This window comes from Actinomadura sp. WMMA1423 (genome assembly GCF_006547145.1).
Classification (GTDB): domain Bacteria; phylum Actinomycetota; class Actinomycetes; order Streptosporangiales; family Streptosporangiaceae; genus Spirillospora.
This window is the reverse complement of the sequence record NZ_CP041244.1, coordinates 1,784,611-1,802,961: the sequence shown is the minus strand read 5'-3', so window position 1 is coordinate 1,802,961 and position 18,351 is coordinate 1,784,611. Positions and strand designations below refer to the sequence as shown.

Below are 18,351 nucleotides of genomic sequence, written 5' to 3'. Positions count from 1 at the left end.
TGCAAACATCCTGCGAACAGCTGAAGGAGACGCCCGTGTCCAACCAGGTCCCCGGCCTCGACCAGGCCCCTACCGGCCATACCGAACTGATTGAGTGGGTACGCGGGATCGCCGAGCTGACCCGACCCGACCGGGTCGAGTGGTGTGACGGCTCGGAGGAGGAGTGGGAGCGCCTGACCGGTCTCCTCGTCGAGCAGGGCACCCTGACGCGGCTCGACCCGGCCAAGCGGCCCAACAGCTTCCACGCGGCCTCCGACCCCACCGACGTCGCCCGCGTGGAGGACCGGACGTTCATCTGCTCCGAGAAGCAGGAGGACGCCGGCCCCACGAACAACTGGATCGCGCCCACCGAGATGAGGGAGACCCTGAACGGCCTCTTCGAGGGCTGTATGAAGGGCCGCACCATGTACGTGGTGCCGTTCTGCATGGGCCCGCTCGGGGGCAACATCTCCCAGCTCGGCGTTGAGATCACCGACTCGGCCTACGTCGCCGTCTCCATGCGGATCATGACGCGGATGGGCGAGGGGGCGCTGCGGCTGATCGAGGAGCGCGGGTCGTTCGTCAGGGCCGTCCACTCCGTCGGCGCCCCCCTGGAGCCGGGCCAGGAGGACGTCAAGTGGCCGTGCAACTCCACCAAGTACATCACGCACTTCCCCGAGACCCGGGAGATCTGGTCCTACGGCTCCGGGTACGGCGGCAACGCGCTGCTCGGCAAGAAGTGCTACGCGCTGCGCATCGCCTCGACGATGGCCCGCGACGAGGGCTGGATGGCCGAGCACATGCTCGTGCTGAAGCTGACGCCGCCCACCGGTGAGACCCGGTACGTCGCCGCGGCGTTCCCCTCGGCGTGCGGCAAGACCAACCTCGCCATGCTGGAGCCGACCATCCCCGGGTGGAAGGTCGAGACGATCGGCGACGACATCGCCTGGATGCGCTTCGGCGACGACGGCCGCCTGTACGCCATCAACCCCGAGGCCGGCTTCTTCGGCGTCGCGCCCGGCACCGGCGAGAGCACCAACGCCAACGCCGTGAAGACGCTCTGGGGCAACAGCATCTTCACCAACGTGGCCCTCACCGACGACGGGGACGTGTGGTGGGAGGGCCTCACCGACGAGCCGCCCGCGCACCTGACCGACTGGAAGGGCAACGACTGGACGCCGGACTCCACCGGCCCGGCCGCCCACCCGAACGCCCGCTTCACCACCCCGGCCGGGCAGTGCCCGATCATCGCCGACGAGTGGGAGGACCCGAAGGGCGTCCCGATCTCGGCGATCCTGTTCGGCGGCCGCCGCGCCTCGGCCGTGCCGCTGGTCACCGAGTCGTTCGACTGGCAGCAGGGCGTGTTCCTCGGCGCCAACGTCGCGTCCGAGAAGACCGCCGCCGCCGAGGGCGCCGTCGGCGAGCTGCGCCGCGACCCGTTCGCGATGCTGCCGTTCTGCGGCTACAACATGGGCGACTACTTCGGCCACTGGCTGGAGATCGGCAAGGCGACCGACCCGGAGAAGCTGCCGCGGATCTACTACGTCAACTGGTTCCGCAAGAACGCCGACGGCCGGTTCATCTGGCCCGGTTTCGGCGAGAACAGCCGCGTGCTGAAGTGGATCGTCGAGCGCCTCAACGGCAAGGCCGACGCGGTGAAGTCCCCGATCGGGCACCTGCCGACCAGGGAGGCGCTCGACACCGAGGGCCTCGACCTCGACGACGCCGACCTGGAGACGCTGCTGTCGGTCGACACCGAGGTGTGGAAGCAGGAGGCCGCCCTCGTGCCGGAGTTCTTCGAGAAGTTCGGCGACCACACGCCGAAGGCGCTGTGGGACGAGTACAACGACCTGGTGCGCCGCCTGGAGCACTGACGCGCGGCCGCGACCGGGGACCGGTCGGGACCATGGCCCGGTCACGAGCTTTGCGAAGTTTGCGAGCTTTGCGAAGTTCGCGACCGGCCTTGGCCTTTCGCACAGGACCGTCGGCCCACACTGGAGAAAGTCAGATTCTCCGGGAGGCCCGAATGTCGGACCAGACGACGCGCCACTGGTGGGTGCTCGCCCTGCGCGGCATCTTCGCGATCATCTTCGGGATCATCGCCTGGGTATGGCCGGGCATCACGGTCTGGGCCCTCGTGGTCGTGTTCGCCGTGTACGCCCTGGTGGACGGCGTGTTCGCGGTGGGGCAGGCGATCCGCGGCACCTCCGGCGCTCCGCGCGGCCTGCTGGCGCTCGTGGGGTTCGCCGGGATAGCGCTCGGCGTCGCGGCGCTGGCGTGGCCCGGCATCACCGCCTTCGTCCTGCTGATGCTGATCGCCGCCTGGGCGGTCGCCACCGGCGTACTGGAGATCGCCGTCGCGCTCGCCCTGCGCAAGGAACTCAGGGGCGAATGGACGTACGCGCTCACCGGCGTCGTCTCGGTGATCTTCGGGATCCTGCTGTTCGCCTGGCCCGTCTCCGGCGCGCTCGCCATCGTCTGGCTGATCGGGCTGCTCGCCATCCTGGTCGGCGCCGCCATGCTCGGTGCGGCGTTCCGGATGCGCAGCATCGGCCATGCGGCCGAGCGCCGGGGCGGCGGGACGAGTCCAGCCGCCCACTACTGACCGGGTCGCCGCACCCGGCGGAGCAAGGCGGACCCGGCGGCACGGCCGGGTCCGCCGGGCCATTCCGCACAACCTCAACCGCGGTTGAGGAACGCGTAGGATGCGGTGCATGACGCGGCTGGAGCACCGGGTGCACGAACTGACCGTCGGGCAGCTCGCCGAGCGGAGCGGCGTGGCCGTCTCGGCGCTGCACTTCTACGAGTCCAAGGGCCTGATAAGGAGCCGCCGCACGGCGGGCAACCAGCGGCGCTTCGGCCGCGACACCCTCCGCCGGGTCTCGTTCATCAAGGTCTCGCAGCGCGTCGGGATCCCGCTCAGCGACATCCGCGACGCGCTCGCCACCCTCCCCGAGGAGCGCACCCCCACGGTGGCCGACTGGGCGCGGCTGTCGGAGGCGTGGCGCAGCGACCTCGACGAGCGCATCAGGCAGCTGGAGCGGCTCCGCGACGACCTCACCGACTGCATCGGCTGCGGCTGCCTGTCGATCAACAAGTGCGCGCTGGCCAACCCCTACGACCGGCTTGGGGACGAGGGGCCGGGCCCGCGCCGGCTGCTCGCCCGCGACGGTGCCGGGGAGCCCGCACTCAGTACGGCCGGCGGGGCGCGGCCCGCGCAGCACGACGACGACTGCGCGGGCCCCTGCCCTCCGGAGGACGGCCCCGCCTAGCGAACCCGCCTGGCGGCGCCGTCCAGCGCCTTTGCGCTAGCGGCGGCGCGGGTCGCGGCCGTGCGGGTCGATGCGCCGAGGGGCCGGCTCCCGCCCCGCGGGCTGCGTCACCGCCGGGCGCACCGGGATCTGCTCGATGGGCAGCTCGACGGGCTCGTCGGCGAGGGTGAACCGCTCGCCGTGGTGCCACAGCGTGAGGCCCCGGCCGTCCAGCAGCTCGTAGCGGGCCGACTCGCCGGTCACGCTGACCTTGATCCGGTTGCCCCGGTAGCGCATCCGGAACGCCAGCCGGCTGATCCCGCCGGGCAGCCGCGGCGCGAACCGGAGCGTGCCCTTGCCCGCCCGCATCCCGCCGAACCCGGCGACGAGCCCGCTCCACGCGCCCGCCATCGAGGCGATGTGCAGCCCGTCGCGGGTGTTGTGGTTGAGGTCGTGCAGGTCCATCAGCGCGGTCTCGCCGAGGTAGTCGTGCGCCAGCTCCAGCTGGCCGACCTCGGCGGCGACGACCGCCTGCGTCTGCGCCGACAGCGAGGAGTCGCGGACGGTCAGGCCCTCGTAGTAGGCGAAGTCGCGCTCCTTCTGCTCGTCGGTGAACGCGTCCCCGCACAGGTGCAGCGCGAGCACCAGGTCGGCCTGCTTGACCACCTGCTTGCGGTAGAGGTCGAAGTAGGGGTAGTTGAGCAGGAGCGGGTAGTGGTCGGGTTTGGTCGCGGAGAAGTCCCAGCGGGCGTGGTTGGTGAAGCTCTCGCTCTGCGGGTGGACGCCGAGCCGCTCGTCGTAGGGGATGAGCATCGCCGCCGCCGCGTCCCGCCACGACGCCGCCTCCTCGGCGTTCACGCCGAGCCGGTCGGCGACGTCCGGGTGGCGCATCGCCGTCTCGGCGGCCTCCTGGAGGTTCCGGCGCGCCATCAGGTTGGTGTAGACGTTGTTGTCCACGACCGCGCTGTACTCGTCGGGGCCGGTGACGCCGTCGATGCGGAACACGCCGCCCACGTCGTGGTGGCCGAGGCTCCGCCACAGCCGGGCCGTCTGGACCAGGATGTCGAGGCCGATCTCCCGCTCGAACTGCTCGTCCTGCGTGGCGTCCACGTACCGGACGACGGCGTCGGAGATGTCGGCGTTGATATGGAACGCGGCCGTGCCCGCGGGCCAGTAGCCCGAGCACTCGTGCCCGCGGATCGTCCGCCAGGGGAACGTGGCGCCCTCCAGCCCGAGCTGGTTGGCACGGTCCCGTGCGAGCGGCAGCGTCATGTGCCGCCACGCCAGCGCGTCCGCCGCGGCGCCGGGGGAGGTGTAGGTGAGCACGGGCAGCACGAAGGTCTCGGTGTCCCAGAACGTGTGCCCGTCGTAGCCGGGCCCCGTCAGCCCCTTGGCCGGGATCATGCGGCGCTCCGCGCGGGCGCCCGCCTGCAGGACGTGGAACAGCCCGAACCTGACCGCCTGCTGGATCTCGGCGTCGCCGTCGACCTCGACGTCGGCGCCCTCCCAGAACTCGTCGAGGTACTCGCGCTGCTCGTCGAGCAGGCCCTGCCAGCCGGTCTGCCGCGCGCCGGCCAGCGCCCCGACCACCTGGTCGTGCAGCGCCGGGCGCGACCGCCGGCTGGACCACCCGTAGGAGATGTACTTGACGATGCGCAGCCGCTGCCCCGGCTCCAGCCGCGTCGCGACCGTCAGCCGCCCCACGTCCTTGGAGCTCTCGGTGTCGATCGCCATCGACTCCGGGCCCTCGATGTCGTGCGACATCCCCGCGGCCATCCGCAGGCCGCTCTGCCGGGTCCGGTGCAGCAGCAGCACCTTGGTGCCGTTGGCGACGTGCTCCTCGCCGACGAGCGGGCTGCTCAGGATCGCCGAGGCGCGCGGGTCCTTGCCGCCGCCGGGCAGCGCCTCGTTGGCCACCAGCTCCGACTGGGCGACCACCCGGACCGCCTCGTCCACCGGCTCGACCTCGTAGCAGATCGCCGCCACGGCCCGCTGGGCGAGCGAGACCATCCGGACCGAGGTCACCTTGATCCTCTTGTCGGCCGGGGAGGTCCACTCCAACTGCCGGGTGAGCGTCCCCGCCCGCATGTCGAGGATGCGCTCGTGGTGGTGGAGGCGGCCGTAGCGCACGTCGAGCGGCTCGTCGTCGACGAGCAGCCGGATCACCTTGCCGTTGGTGACGTTGATGACCGTCTGGCCCATCTCGGGGTAGCCGTAGGCGGTCTCGGCGTGCGGCAGGGGGCGCTGCTCGTAGAAGGAGTTCAGGTAGGTGCCGGGGAGCCCGTGCGGCTCGCCCTCGTCGAGGTTGCCGCGCATGCCGACGTGCCCGTTGGACAGGGAGAACACGGACTCGGTCTGCGCGATACGGTCGAGCCGCAGCTCCGGCTCCCGCACGCACCAGGGCTCGACCGAGAACACGGGCCGGTCGGCGCCGGTCTGGCCGTCGCGCTCGCTCACGGCGCCTCCAGCAGCTCGGACAGGTCGTCGACCACCACGTCGGCGCCGTGCTCGGCGAGCGCCTTCGCGTGCTCGTCGCCGACGCGGTTGACGCCGACCACGTAGGCGAACTTCCCGGCCCGCCCCGCCTGGACGCCGGCGAGCGCGTCCTCGAAGACCACCGCCTTGGCGGCCGGGACGCCGAGCTCCTCGGCGCCCGCGAGGAACGTGTCGGGCGCGGGCTTGCCGGGCAGGTCCCGCTCCGCCGCGACGACGCCGTCCACCCGCGCGTCGAACAGGTCGGTGATGCCCGCCGTCCGCAGGACCTGGACGGTGTTGGCGCTGGAGGAGACCACGGCCGTCTTGAGCCCGGCCTCGCGCGCCTTGCGGACGTAGTCGATCGAGCCGTCGAACGTCTCGACGCCCTTCTCCTCGATGATCTTCAGGACGAGGGCGTTCTTGCGGTTCCCGAGACCCCGGATGGTCTCCTTCTCGGGCGGGTCGTCCGGATCGCCCTCGGGCAGCGTGATCCCGCGCGACTCCAGGAACGAGCGCGTCCCGTCCTCGCGCCGCTTGCCGTCGACGTACTTCCCGTAGTCGCGCACGGGGTCGAACTCGGTGAACGGCTCACCGGCCCGCTCCGCCCGCTCGCGCAGGAACCCGTCGAACATCTCCTTCCACGCCGCCGCGTGCACGGCGGCGGTGCGGGTCAGCACACCGTCGAGATCGAACAGACACGCGGCCGCCTCGTCCGGCAGTCCCAGCATCGCACCCCCTGGTAAGTGGCACCATCGAAGTAGATCCTTAAGCGCGCCCCTTTCCCGCGCCGAGCGCGGACATGCGGGTCCCGGGCGCTCGAACGGGGGGATCATGAGCCGCGTACAACCCCTTGGCCAGGGTCGCACACGAGGAGGAGTGAGCCAATGCAGAAGGCGCGAATCGGTGTCACCGGACTGGCGGTGATGGGGCGCAACCTGGCCCGCAACCTTGCCCGGCACGGGCATCCCGTGGCCGTGCACAACCGCACCTCGGCCCGGACCAAGGCGCTGGTGGAGGAGTTCGGCGACGAGGGGACGTTCCTGCCCGCGGAGACGCCGGAGCAGTTCGTGGAGTCGCTGGAGCGGCCCCGGCGGCTCGTCGTGATGGTGAAGGCGGGCGGCCCCACCGACGCCGTCATCGACGAGTTCGCGCCGCTCCTGGAGCCGGGCGACATGATCGTCGACGGCGGCAACGCCAACTTCGCCGACACCCGCCGCAGGGAGGCGGCGCTGCGCGAGCGCGGCCTCCACTTCGTCGGCACGGGGATCTCCGGCGGTGAGGAGGGCGCGCTGAACGGCCCGAGCATCATGCCGGGCGGCTCCGCCGAGTCCTACGAGGCGCTCGGCCCGCTGCTGGAGGACATCTCCGCCAAGGTCGACGGGACGCCCTGCTGCGTCCATGTCGGCCCCGACGGAGCCGGGCACTTCGTGAAGATGGTGCACAACGGCATCGAGTACGCCGACATGCAGCTGATCGCGGAGTCCTACGACCTGCTGCGGCACGCCGCGGGGCTCGCGCCCGCCGAGATCGCCGAGGTCTTCCGCACCTGGAACACCGGCCGGCTGGAGTCCTACCTGATCGAGATCACCGCCGAGGTCCTCGCGCACACCGACGCCTCGACCGGCAAGCCGTTCGTGGACGTCGTCCTGGACCAGGCCGAGCAGAAGGGCACCGGCCGCTGGACCGTGCAGACGGCCCTCGACCTCGGCGTCCCCGTCGGCGGCATCGCCGAGGCCGTGTTCGCCCGGTCCGTCTCCGGCCACGCCGACCTGCGCGAGGCGGCGCGGCGCCTGCCCGGCCCGTCCCGCGGGGCCGTCGCCGACTCCGGCTTCGCCGACGCCGTGGAGAAGGCCCTGTACGCGTCCAAGATCGTCGCGTACGCGCAGGGGTTCCACGAGATCCAGGCGGGCAGCGCCGAGTACGGCTGGGACATCGACCTCGGGGCGATGGCCACGATCTGGCGCGGCGGCTGCATCATCCGGGCCCGCTTCCTGGACCGCATCCGCGCCGCCTACGAGGCCGACCCGCGGACGCCGACGCTGCTGACCGACGACCACTTCGCCGAGGCCGTCGGCGACGCGCAGGACGCCTGGCGCGACGTGGTCGCCACCGCGGCGCGACTCGGCATCCCCGCGCCGGGCTTCTCCACCGCCCTGGCCTACTACGACTCCCTGCGCGCCGACCGCCTTCCGGCCGCGCTCACGCAGGGCCAGCGCGACTTCTTCGGAGCGCACACCTACCGGCGCACCGACCGCGACGGCTCCTTCCACACCCTCTGGGGCGGCGACCGCTCCGAGGTGGACGCCTGACGGGGCGGCTCATGAGCCGTGCCGTCAGGCGCGGCTCATGAGTCCTCGTCGGCGTCGAGTTCCACGCCCGCGATCGGGTTGCCGTCGCGCGTCCCGCTCTCGGCGTCGCTCTCGTAGCCCTCCTCGGCGCTGTCGGTGCCGGGGACGACCCGCTCGTGCGGCTGGTCCTCCCGCCCCGAACTGGCCCCGGGCCCGTGCTCCTCGGGTTCCCTCTCGTCCATCGCTCGGCTCCTCTCGCGCGCCTCGTCTCGTTCCGCCCTTCCTTGCCGATCGGTCCGGCCCTAACCACCCGGGGCGGCTCCGGCCTATGGTCGTGGGGTGGAGATTCCAGGGACCGACGAGATCCGGGCCTTGCATCAGAGGTACGCGCCGACGGCGCAGGCGTTCGAGGTCGTGTGGACGCACTGCGTCATCGTGAGCGAGATCGCCGAGCGGCTCGCGGACGGGGCCGGGCTCGCGGTGGACGCCGACCTCGTACGGGCGGGGTGCCTGCTGCACGACCTCGGCGTCTACCGTCTGTACGGCCCGTCCGGCAGGATCGACCTCACGGGGTACGTCCGGCACGGGGTGCTCGGTCACGCGATCCTCCGGGACGAGGGGTTCCCCGAGGAGATCTGCCGGTTCTGCTCGTGCCACACCGGCGTGGGGCTGACCCGTGGCGACATCGCGAGGCAGGGGCTGCCCGTGCCTCCCGGCGACTACGTGGCCGTGACGGAGGAGGAGCGGCTCGTCATGTACGCCGACAAGTTCCACAGCAAGACCGAGCCGCCGACCTTCGTGTCCGCCCGCACCTACGCCGGACGCGTCCAGCGCTACGGGGCGGACAAGCTCCCCCTTTTCGACTCCATGCGGGAATCCTTCGGGGAGCCAGACCTCGGGCCCCTCCTGGAGAAGTACGGCCACGGGCTGGTCTAGGACGCGGGGCGGGGTCGCGCGGGGCGCCGCCCGGCGCGGGCAGTGGGCGATGGGGGGCAGGATGGAGGGGTGAGCCTTATCGATGAGCTTCCCTCCGGAAACGACGCCGACGCCGACTCGCTGTTCGAGGCGTTCGAGCGGTGGGTGTCGGGACGCGGGATCACGCTGTACCCCGCCCAGGAGGAGGCGCTCATCGAGGTGGTCTCCGGCGCGAACGTGATCCTTTCCACGCCGACCGGCTCGGGCAAGAGCCTGGTGGCGGCGGGGGCGCTGTTCGCGGCGCTCGGCAAGGACCAGGTCGGGTTCTACACGGCGCCGATCAAGGCGCTGGTGTCGGAGAAGTTCTTCGACCTGTGCGAGATGTTCGGGCGCGACAACGTCGGGATGATGACCGGCGACGCCAGCGTGAACGCGGACGCGCCGATCATCTGCTGCACGGCCGAGGTGCTGGCGAACATCGCGCTCAGGGACGGCGCGGACGCCGACATCGGCGTGGTCGTGATGGACGAGTTCCACTTCTACGCCGAGCCCGAGCGGGGGTGGGCGTGGCAGATCCCGCTGCTGGAGCTGCCCCAGACCCAGTTCCTGCTCATGTCGGCCACCCTCGGCGACGTCACGTTCTTCCAGAAGGACCTGACGCGCCGGACGGGGCGCCCGACGGCCCTGGTGACGTCGGCCGAGCGGCCCGTCCCCCTCATCTACGACTACCGGGTGACGCCGCTGCACGAGACCATCGAGGAGCTGCTGGCCGAGCAGAAGGCGCCGATCTACCTGGTGCACTTCACGCAGGCGGCGGCGATCGAGCGGGCGCAGGCCTTGATGAGCATCAACGTGTGCACCAAGGCGGAGAAGGCGCGGATCGCCGAGCTGATCGGCAACTTCCGGTTCACCACGAAGTTCGGGCGCAACCTGTCGCGGTTCGTCCGGCACGGCATCGGGGTCCACCACGCCGGGATGCTGCCCAAGTACCGGCGGCTGGTGGAGCGGCTCGCGCAGGCCGGGCTGCTGAAGGTCATCTGCGGGACCGACACCCTGGGGGTCGGGGTGAACGTCCCGATCAGGACCGTCGTCTTCACGGCGCTCAGCAAGTACGACGGGCACCGGGTGCGGCGGCTGCGGGCACGGGAGTTCCACCAGATCGCCGGACGGGCGGGACGGGCCGGGTTCGACACGGTCGGGTTCGTCGTCGCGCAGGCGCCCGAGCACGTCGTGGAGAACGAGAAGGCCCTGGCCAAGGCGGGGGACGACCCAAAGAAGCGGCGCAAGGTCCAGCGCAAGAAGCCCCCGGAGGGGTTCGTCGGCTGGGACGAGGACGTCTTCAACAAGCTCCAGGAGGCCGAGCCGGAGATGCTCCGGTCCCGCTTCCAGGTCAGCCACGCGATGCTGCTGTCGGTGATCGCGCGGCCGGGCAACGCCTTCCAGGCGATGAAGCGGCTGCTGACCGACAACCACGAGGAGCCCGCGGCGCGGCGCAGGCACATCTCCCGGGCCATCGCGATCTACCGGTCGCTGCTGGCCGGCGGCGTCGTCGAGGTGCTGCCGGAGCCGGACGACGTCGGCCGGTACGCGCGCATCACCGTCGACCTCCAGGAGGACTTCGCCCTCAACCAGGCGCTGTCGACGTTCGCGCTCGCCGCCTTCGAGATCCTCGACCCGGCGTCGCCGTCGTACGCGCTGGACGTCCTGTCGGTGATCGAGGCGACGCTGGAGGACCCGCGGCAGATCATCGCCGCGCAGCTCAACCGGGCGCGGGGCGAGGCCGTCCAGGAGATGAAGGCCGAGGGCATCGAGTACGAGGAGCGGATGGAGCTGCTCCAGGACGTCGACTACCCGAAGCCGCTGGAGGAGGAGCTCGGCGCCGCCTACGAGGTGTACCGGGCCGGGCACCCGTGGGTGGGCGACCACCCGCTGCGCCCGAAGTCGGTCGTGCGCGACATGTACGAGCGGGCGATGACGTTCACCGAGTACATCGGCTTCTACGAGCTGGCGCGGGGCGAGGGGCTCGTCCTGCGGTACCTGTCGGGGGCCTACAAGGCGCTCCAGCAGACCGTCCCGGAGTCGATCAAGACCGACGACCTGATCGACCTGATCGAGTGGCTGGGCGAGCTGGTCCGGCAGGTCGACTCCAGCCTGCTGGACGAGTGGGAGCAGCTCGCCAACCCCGCCGCCGAGGACCTGGACGAGCCGATCGAGGAGCGGGTCACCAGGGTGACCGCGAACACGCGCGCGTTCCGGGTGCTGGTGCGCAACGCGATGTTCCGGCGGGTGGAGCTGGCGGCGCTGGAGCGCTACGACGAGCTTGGCGTGCTCGACCCCGACTTCGGCGCCGGGGCGTGGGCCGACGCCATGGACCGCTACTTCGAGGACCACGACGAGCTGCTCACCGGGGCCGACGCGCGGGGGCCGAAGCTGCTCCAGATCGAGGAGGTCCCGGAGGACGCCCTGTGGCGGGTCCGGCAGGTGTTCGACGACCCCGAGGGGCATCACGACTGGGGCATCAGCGCCGAGGTCGACCTCGCGGGTTCCGACCAGGAGGGCGAGGCCGTAGTCCGGGTGACCGGCGTCGACCGGATGTAGGAGGCGGGGATGGTACGTGTCGCGGTGGCGCAGTTCGCGCCCGGAACCGGCAAGGACGAGAACCTCGCGGCGATCGGCGGGCTGGCCGCCGAGGCGGTCGCGCAGGGGGCGCGGGTCGTGGTCCTGCCCGAGTTCGCCATGTTCACCGCGCCGAAGATGGACCGGCGGTTCGTCGACTCGGCCGAACCCCTGGACGGCCCGTTCGTCGCGGGTCTCGGGGATCTGGCCTGGCGCCACGGCGTCCACGTCGTCGCCGGTGTGAACGAGCGGCTGGACGAGCCGGACCGCATCTCCAACACCCTCGTCGCGATCGCCCCCGGCGGGGAGGTCGTCGCCGAATACCGCAAGCTCCACCTGTACGACGCGTTCGGGTACGAGGAGTCGGCGCTGGTGCGGCCCGGCGAGATCGGAGAGCCGGAGACCTTCGCCGTCGACGGCGTCGTGTTCGGCATGCAGACCTGCTACGACGTCCGGTTCCCCGAGGTGACCCGGCGGATCGTGGACGCCGGCGCCGACGTCCTCGCGCTGCCCGCCGAGTGGGTGCCGGGACCGCTCAAGGAGGACCACTGGCGCACGCTGGTGCGGGCCCGCGCGATCGAGAACACGGTCTACGTGGCGGCTGCCGACCAGTGCGCCCCGACCGGCGCGGGCAACAGCATGGTCGTCGACCCGATGGGCGTCGTCGTGGCCGCGCTGGGGGAGGGGACCGGCGTCGTGTCCGGGGACGTCTCACCCGAGCGGATCAAGGCCGTCCGGGCGAAGAACCCGGCCCTCGACCTGCGGCGTTTCACCGTCACCGAGGCCGGTTAGCCGCCCTCGCCGCGCGGGCCCGGGCTCGCGGGCCCTTGACAAATGAGTGAGTGCTCACTCAAATGGAGGTGTCCGGCGGCGAACGGGAGGCGGGCAGATGGCCGATCGGCGGTTCAGGTTCGCGGTGATGGCCGCGTGGGCGCGGGACGGCGCGGACTGGGCGGCTCAGGCGCGGCGCGCCGAGGAACTGGGGTATGCGACGCTGCTGACCCCCGACACCTCGGGCACGGCGATGCCCGCGGCGTCCCTCGCCGCGGCGGCGGGCGCCACGACGGCGCTGCGGGTCGGCACGTTCGTGCTCTCCGCCGCGACCCGGCCGCCGCACATGATCGCCTGGGAGGCCGCCTCGATGGCGTTCGCCACCGGCGACCGGTTCGAACTCGGGATCGGCGCCGGCCGGCCCGGCGGCGAGGACGACGCCGCGCTGTTCGGCGTCCCCTACGGGTCGGGCGCCGAGCGGCTGGCCAGGGTGGAGCGGGTGCTCGACGCGGTCGCGCGCCCGCCGGACCGCCTGTTCGCGGGGACGGGCCGCCCGCCGCGCGTGCTCGTCGCCGCGTCGCGGCGCCGGATGCTGGAACTGGCCGCACGGCGGGCCGACACGGTCGCGTTCGGCGTCCCGCCGATGACCGACGACGCGCGCCTGGCGGAGTATGTGGAGATCGTCCGGACGGCGGCGGGCGAGCGGTTCGACGACCTCGAGCTGTGCACGCAGGTCCACGTCGTCGGCGACGAGGTGCCGGAGTGGCTGAGCCGGCAGATGAACGTGGACACCGACGCCCTGGCGAGATCCGCCGCGATCGCGAAGCTCTCCGGGACGCCCCGCGAGATGGCCGGCACGCTCGCCCGCCGGCGGGACGAACTGGGCGTGTCATACGTATCGGTCTCCTCCGCGTTCGTCGAGGCGTTCGCGCCGGTGGTGGAGCTGCTCGCGGGCCGCTGACCCGTAGGCGAACCTCCGGGGGCCGGCCCGGAACTCACGGCCCGCGCGAGGAGTCGTAAAAGACCGTGAATTCCAACAGCCACGACATCATCGGGACCGCCCTCGTGGACGCGTTCGCTCAGCGCGGCTACCAGGCGGCGCTGCCCGACCCCGACACCCTCGCCGTCACGCTCAGGGACGGCACCCGTGTGCAGGCGGGCATCGCGGAATGGCGGGCGCACGCCGGACGGAACCCGAGGTCCGCTCTGCCGGGCATCGCGGCCCAGTACGCCGACCAGGCGGTGCGGGCGTTCGCGCGGCGCCCGGCTCCGCCTCCGGCCGGCGGGACGCTCGACGTCGCGAGCCTGCGCGTCCGGCTCTATCCCGAGGAGGCGCTCGACGAGCGGATGCGGGCCGCCCTCGTGACCCGGCCGCTCGCACCCGGACTGCTCCAGACCGTCGTCATGGACTATCCGGACTCGATCGTGCCGCTCAACCGGGTCGACCTCGGCGGCCTGCCCGAGACCGAGGCGTTCGGGCACGCGTTGACGCAGTCGATCGAGCGGGAGCCCCACTACGTCCAGGCCACCGACGTGCAGGGCATAAAGATCGCGAACATCGGCGAGCAGCACCGCTACATCGGCGCGCACGTCCAGGTCCTGCGGCGCTACTTCCCCGGGCCGCTGCCGTTCGGCGCACTGGTCGCCTTCCCGCTCCCGGAGTACGTCATGGTCCACGAGGTCGGGACCGAGCAGCACCTGGTCCTCGCCATGAAGACCGTCCAGGACGTCGCGGCCAGGCTCGCCGGCACGGGGGAGAAGCCGATCAGCCCGCAGGTGTACTGGTGGCGGCCGGGCGACTACGAGGCCCTGGCCGAGCGCGACGCCCTGTTCGGCGGGCGCGTCCCGGACCTGCGGCCCGTGGGCGTCCAGGTCGAGCAGGGCGGGGAGCGCCTCCAGGCCGGACTCGTCGGCGACCACACCGCCGCGCTGGTGCAGGGCTGGGAGGCGGCGCGCCGCTGAGCGGGATCGGGGGCGTCCCGGAGACCCTCCCTCCAGGGCGCCCCGCGAGATGGCCGGCACGCTCGCCCGCTGACGGGACGAGCTGGGCGTGTCGTACGTATCGGGCTCCTCCGCGTTGGTCGAGGAACTCGCGCCGGTGGTGGGGCCGCTCGCGGGCCGCCGACCCAGGAGGGGTATCGAGGTGGCAACGTCACGGTGATTTTCCGTGCCCGGACGGGTGCTCAGCGTGACCATCGTAGGGTGCGCCCTTCCTCCAGCCTTCCGCCCGCCGGGTACACCCGCGGCGAGCCCAGGCCGCCCGTCCGCCGCCCGAGCCGCCTGTCGGTGGTCGTCGCGGCGGCCGCCCTCGTCACCGGGCTCCTCCTCGTCATCGCCTACGGGACGACGCGGCTCGCGCCCGCCCCGCCGGCGGGGGGCCCGGGCACCACTCCGGTGCCGTCCGCCGGGCCTCCGTCGTCCGCCGCGCCTTCGACCGCGCCTTCGACCGCGCCTCCGCCGGCCGCCACCGTGCCGCCGTCCGGCCGGGAGGCGGACGCGCCCGGCACGACACCGCCCCGCCACCCCGCCGGGAAGAAGAAGCGGGCCCATCACCGCAAGCACGCCTCCCGCCCCCGCCACCACCGGCCCGTGCGGCGGCCCCACAGGCCGGTGGTGCGCAGGCCGCCGCGGCCCGTCCGCCCCGCGGCGCCGCCGTGGATCACGCGCGAGTGCAAGCGCCGCTACCCGTTCGATCCCACCCGCAGCGCCGCCTGCGCCGGCACCCTCTCCGGCGTCTTCGGCCGCTGACGCCGTGCGGTCAGGCCGCCTTGGACGTCAGCAGCCGGCGGACCTCGTCGCGCAGGGCCTCGACGTCCACCCCCGCCTCGGTGACCAGCCGCGTCGACAGGAAGTCGTCGTCGTGCAGGAGGCCGAGCAGGAGGTGGCCGCTGCGGATCTCCTTCTGCCGGAGCCGGACCGCGTGCCGGAGGCCCAGCTCCAACGCCTTCTTGGCCTTCGGCGTGAAGGGGATGTGGCCCCTGCGGTACCGGTCGATCTTCCCCGGCGGCACGTCGAGGGCGCCCTCGCCGAAGCTCTGCTCGGTGGCCTCCCGGACGGCGTCCAGGTCGATGCCGATGCTGCGCAGGGCCTCGGAGTCGAGGACGTCGCCGCCCGCGCGGTTGACGCGGACGATCCGGGCCCGCAGGTCGTCCTGGGTGAGCCCGTGCTCGCGGAGCGCGCGTCCCATGGCGTCCTGCGCGCCCGTGAGGGCGAGCAGGACGTGCTCGGTGCCGATGTGCCGGTCGCGCAGCGCCCGCGCCTCGGCCTGGGCGCCGGTGACCGCCTGCCGCGCGTCGGCGGTGAAACGCTCGAACATCCCTACTGCTCCTTCTTGTCTCTGGCGGGGGGGCGACCCCCCGCACCCCCCGGAACTGCCTTCTGGTCTCTGGCGGGGGGGCGACCCCCCGCACCCCCCGGAACTGCCTTGTGGAGAATCCGGCGGCCGGAGCCGTGCTTCTTGTGAACGGCCTGCCTGCTCACGCCGAGGCAGACGGCGATCTCCTGCCAGGACCAGCCCTGGTCGCGGGCGCTGGCGACCTGGAGCGCCTCCAGCCGCTCGGCCAGCTCGCGCAGCGCTCGCACGGCCCGCAGCCCGACCGCGGGATCCCGGCTGCTCGCCTCCTGGGCGAGCGTCACTCCATCGCTCATGGCTGTCAATGTAGGTTGACATTCGAGGCATGTCAACCAACGTTGACACCCTCGCGGGTTCAGCGCACGGTGAGCAGCGTGGTGAGCAGGTCGTCGAGGCTGACCATGCCGGCGACGCGGCCGTCCGGCGCGACGGCGAGGCCGAGATGGCTGTGATTGGCCTTCAGGGTGGCGACGGCCTCTCCGACGGGGGTACCGACCGGCAGCGCCGGGACGGGGTGCGCCAGGTCCCGGGCGGGGGTGTCGCGGCCCCGCGCGCGCGCCACGAAGGCGTCCCGGATGTGCACCATGCGGGCCTGCCCCGGACGCCCGGAGTCCCGCAGCATGAGCCGGGTGCGGCCGCTGCGGGCGGCGATGTCGATGACCTCCTGCGGGGTCGCGGCCGCAGGGACCGACACGATGTCGGAGACCGGCACGACGAGGCCGGCCAGCGGTGCGCGCGGCGCGTCCAGCGCGGTGGTGAGCAGCTTCAGCTCGCCCTGCCCGATCAGCCCCAGCCGCCGCGACTCCTGGGCGATGCTGCGCAGCTGCTCGGGGGTGCGCGAGACCTCCCGCGAGTCGGCGGGGCGGACGCCCACCAGCCGCAGCAGCAGGTTCGTCGAGCCGTTCAGCGCCGCCAGCACCGGGCGGGCGACGGTGGCGAACGCGCGGAACGGCATGCCGAGCACGCTCGCCGAGCGCTCCGGGTCGGCGATCGCCCACGACTTCGGAGCCATCTCGCCGACGACCATGTGCAGGAACGTCACCAGCGCCAGGGCCAGCACGAACGCGACCGCGTGCGCCGCGCCCTCCGGCAGGCCGGCCGAGTGGAACAGCGGCGTGAGGGCGCCCGCGAACACCGGTTCGGACACCAGGCCGAGCCCGAGCGAGCACATCGTGATGCCGAGCTGCGCCCCGGCCAGGGTCAGCGACAGCTCGTCGATCCCCGCGACGGCCGCCGCCGCGCCCCGCCCGCCGCGCGCGGCGGACCGCTCCAGCCGCGGCCGCCGCGCCGCCACCAGCGCGAACTCGGTGGCGACGAAGAACCCGTTGCCCGCCAGCAGCGCCAGCGTGACCGGAGCGCCGAGCGCGAGGTTCACCGGCCCTCCTCGGTGCGGACGCGGATCAGCTCCGGCACGTGCCGGTGGATCGTCAGGACCTCCACCACGGCGGTCCGGGCGGGCTCGTCCAGCGCGGTCGGGGCCAGCTCCACCCGGACGACGTCGCCCGGCCGCGCGACCCGGCCGAGCCGCTTCATCAGCAGCCCCGCGACGGTCTCGTAGTCGCCCTCCGGCAGCGAGATGCCCGTCTCGTGGGCGACCTCGTCCATCCGCAGGCCCGCGTCGGTCGTCCACCACTCGCCGCTGCGGATGGCGAGCTCCTCGCCCGGCTCGTTCTCGTCGGCGATCTCCCCGACCAGCTCCTCGGCGACGTCCTCCCAGGTGAGGATGCCGGCGAAACCCCCGTACTCGTCCACGACGCAGGCGATGGGCTCGCCCGCGCCCTGGAGCCGCAGCACCACGTCCGGCAGCGGCAGCGACGAGGGCAGCAGCAGCGCCGGGCGGGCGATCGCGCCGACCTCGGTGCGCTCCGCCTCCCGCGGACCGAGCGCGACCAGCTCCTCCAGCCCGACGATCCCGACCACGTCGTCGACGCCCTCGCCGAGGACGGGGTAGCGCGTGTGCCCGCTCGCCGCGACCACGTCGCTCACCTCGGCCGCGCGCGCGGAGGCCGGCACGGTCACCACGTCGACCCGGGGCACCATGACCTCCTCGGCGTCCCGCTCGGAGAACACCAGGGCCCGCTCCAGCAGGTCGGCGTGGCCCGCCTGGAACTGCTCCCCGGACTCGCCGATCATGTGCCCGAGCTCCTCCAGCGTCGCGCCGTGCCGCAGCTCCTCCACCGGCTCGATGCCCACCGCGCGGACGAGGCGGTTCGCGGACGCGTCGAACAGCCTGATCAGCGGGCCCGCCACGGTCAGGTAGACCAGGGTGGACCCGGCCAACGCGCGCGCCATCGGCTCCGCTCTCGCCAGCGCCAGATTCTTGGGGAACAGCTCGCCCAGCACCATCTGGATCACGGTGGCGAGGACGAACCCGAGCGCCACCGCCACCCCGCCCGCCGCCGCGTCCGGCACCCCGCCCGCGTGCAGGGCCGGGGCGATCAGGTCGGCCAGGGCGGGCTTGGCGATGAACCCCACGACCAGCGCGGTGACCGTGATGCCGAGCTGCGCGCCCGAGAGCATGAACGACAGCCGGCCCATCACCCGCACCGCGCGCCCCGCCGCCCGGTCGCCCTCCGCCGCGCGCTGGTCGAGCGCCGGGCGGTCCGCGGTGACGAACGCGAACTCCTGCGCCACGAAGTAGCCGGTCGCGGCGGTCAGCACGAGGACGGCGAGCAGCCCGAGCGCGGCATTCACCCCGGAGTCC

16 protein-coding genes and 1 pseudogene are annotated in these 18,351 nt (G+C 72.7%); 10 read left to right on the top strand and 7 right to left on the bottom strand.

Annotated features, from left to right (window positions below; translation table 11 throughout):
* Window positions 1–35 precede the first annotated feature (35 nt).
* The 3 genes from FKD65_RS08325 to soxR all read left to right on the top strand — a co-directional run bounded on the left by FKD65_RS08325 (window position 36) and on the right by soxR (window position 3,251).
* A complete protein-coding gene (locus FKD65_RS08325) occupies window positions 36–1,853 on the top strand; it encodes a phosphoenolpyruvate carboxykinase (GTP) (RefSeq protein ID WP_240810027.1) in 1,818 nt (605 codons plus the stop codon).
* 152 nt (window positions 1,854–2,005) lie between these two features.
* Complete coding sequence (locus FKD65_RS08320; protein WP_141576916.1) at window positions 2,006–2,584, top strand: HdeD family acid-resistance protein; 579 nt, start codon at window positions 2,006–2,008, stop codon at window positions 2,582–2,584.
* 100 nt (window positions 2,585–2,684) lie between these two features.
* Window positions 2,685–3,251, top strand: a complete 567-nt coding sequence (gene soxR / locus FKD65_RS08315; RefSeq protein WP_205718604.1) for a redox-sensitive transcriptional activator SoxR — start codon at window positions 2,685–2,687, stop codon at window positions 3,249–3,251.
* 36 nt (window positions 3,252–3,287) lie between these two features.
* Here soxR and FKD65_RS08310 read toward each other — a convergent pair whose 3' ends face one another.
* Both FKD65_RS08310 and FKD65_RS08305 read right to left on the bottom strand, forming a co-directional pair.
* Window positions 3,288–5,687, bottom strand: a complete 2,400-nt coding sequence (locus FKD65_RS08310; protein WP_141576914.1) for a glycoside hydrolase family 65 protein — start codon at window positions 5,685–5,687, stop codon at window positions 3,288–3,290.
* Window positions 5,684–6,433 (bottom strand): HAD family phosphatase, encoded by a 750-nt coding sequence (locus tag FKD65_RS08305; protein ID WP_141576913.1) that lies wholly within the window; start codon window positions 6,431–6,433, stop codon window positions 5,684–5,686. The genes FKD65_RS08310 and FKD65_RS08305 overlap by 4 nt, the downstream gene beginning before the upstream one ends.
* 156 nt (window positions 6,434–6,589) lie before the next feature.
* On the opposite strand from FKD65_RS08305, the gene gndA reads away from it, so the two are divergent.
* Window positions 6,590–8,014, top strand: a complete 1,425-nt coding sequence (gndA, locus tag FKD65_RS08300) for an NADP-dependent phosphogluconate dehydrogenase (RefSeq protein ID WP_141576912.1) — start codon at window positions 6,590–6,592, stop codon at window positions 8,012–8,014.
* Window positions 8,015–8,049: 35 nt separating this feature from the next.
* Here gndA and FKD65_RS08295 read toward each other — a convergent pair whose 3' ends face one another.
* A complete protein-coding gene (locus tag FKD65_RS08295) occupies window positions 8,050–8,235 on the bottom strand; it encodes a hypothetical protein (protein WP_141576911.1) in 186 nt (61 codons plus the stop codon).
* A 97-nt stretch (window positions 8,236–8,332) separates the two neighbouring features.
* Here FKD65_RS08295 and FKD65_RS08290 point away from each other — a divergent pair, with 97 nt between their 5' ends.
* The 6 genes from FKD65_RS08290 to FKD65_RS08265 all read left to right on the top strand — a co-directional run bounded on the left by FKD65_RS08290 (window position 8,333) and on the right by FKD65_RS08265 (window position 15,043).
* On the top strand, window positions 8,333–8,929 hold the full coding sequence (locus tag FKD65_RS08290) for an HD domain-containing protein (RefSeq protein ID WP_141576910.1): 597 nt from the start codon (window positions 8,333–8,335) through the stop codon (window positions 8,927–8,929).
* A 69-nt stretch (window positions 8,930–8,998) separates the two neighbouring features.
* Complete coding sequence (locus FKD65_RS08285; protein ID WP_141576909.1) at window positions 8,999–11,506, top strand: RNA helicase; 2,508 nt, start codon at window positions 8,999–9,001, stop codon at window positions 11,504–11,506.
* A 9-nt stretch (window positions 11,507–11,515) separates the two neighbouring features.
* Entirely contained in the window at window positions 11,516–12,316 is an 801-nt protein-coding gene (locus tag FKD65_RS08280) for a carbon-nitrogen hydrolase family protein (protein WP_141576908.1), read from the top strand.
* A 97-nt stretch (window positions 12,317–12,413) separates the two neighbouring features.
* Window positions 12,414–13,256 carry an LLM class flavin-dependent oxidoreductase gene (locus tag FKD65_RS08275; RefSeq protein ID WP_141576907.1) on the top strand — a complete coding sequence of 281 codons (843 nt, stop codon included), beginning with the start codon at window positions 12,414–12,416 and terminating at the stop codon, window positions 13,254–13,256.
* 65 nt (window positions 13,257–13,321) lie between these two features.
* On the top strand, window positions 13,322–14,257 hold the full coding sequence (locus FKD65_RS08270; RefSeq protein WP_141576906.1) for a hypothetical protein: 936 nt from the start codon (window positions 13,322–13,324) through the stop codon (window positions 14,255–14,257).
* Between the two features lie 240 nt (window positions 14,258–14,497).
* Window positions 14,498–15,043, top strand: coding sequence for a hypothetical protein (locus FKD65_RS08265; RefSeq protein WP_141576905.1), 546 nt, complete (start codon window positions 14,498–14,500; stop codon window positions 15,041–15,043).
* 10 nt (window positions 15,044–15,053) lie between these two features.
* On the opposite strand, the gene FKD65_RS08260 is transcribed toward FKD65_RS08265, so the two are convergent.
* The 4 genes and pseudogenes from FKD65_RS08260 to FKD65_RS08245 form a co-directional block, all read right to left on the bottom strand.
* Window positions 15,054–15,611 carry a Clp protease N-terminal domain-containing protein gene (locus FKD65_RS08260; protein ID WP_141576904.1) on the bottom strand — a complete coding sequence of 186 codons (558 nt, stop codon included), beginning with the start codon at window positions 15,609–15,611 and terminating at the stop codon, window positions 15,054–15,056.
* A gap of 131 nt (window positions 15,612–15,742) precedes the next feature.
* Window positions 15,743–15,943, bottom strand: a pseudogene (locus tag FKD65_RS08255) (helix-turn-helix domain-containing protein); the annotation flags it as partial.
* Window positions 15,944–16,002: 59 nt separating this feature from the next.
* A complete protein-coding gene (locus tag FKD65_RS08250; protein WP_141576903.1) occupies window positions 16,003–17,022 on the bottom strand; it encodes a hemolysin family protein in 1,020 nt (339 codons plus the stop codon).
* The gene (locus FKD65_RS08245) at window positions 17,019–18,341 is read right to left on the bottom strand and encodes a hemolysin family protein (RefSeq protein ID WP_141576902.1); all 1,323 of its coding nucleotides are present in this window, start codon (window positions 18,339–18,341) and stop codon (window positions 17,019–17,021) included. The genes FKD65_RS08250 and FKD65_RS08245 overlap by 4 nt, the downstream gene beginning before the upstream one ends.
* Window positions 18,342–18,351: the final 10 nt, after the last annotated feature.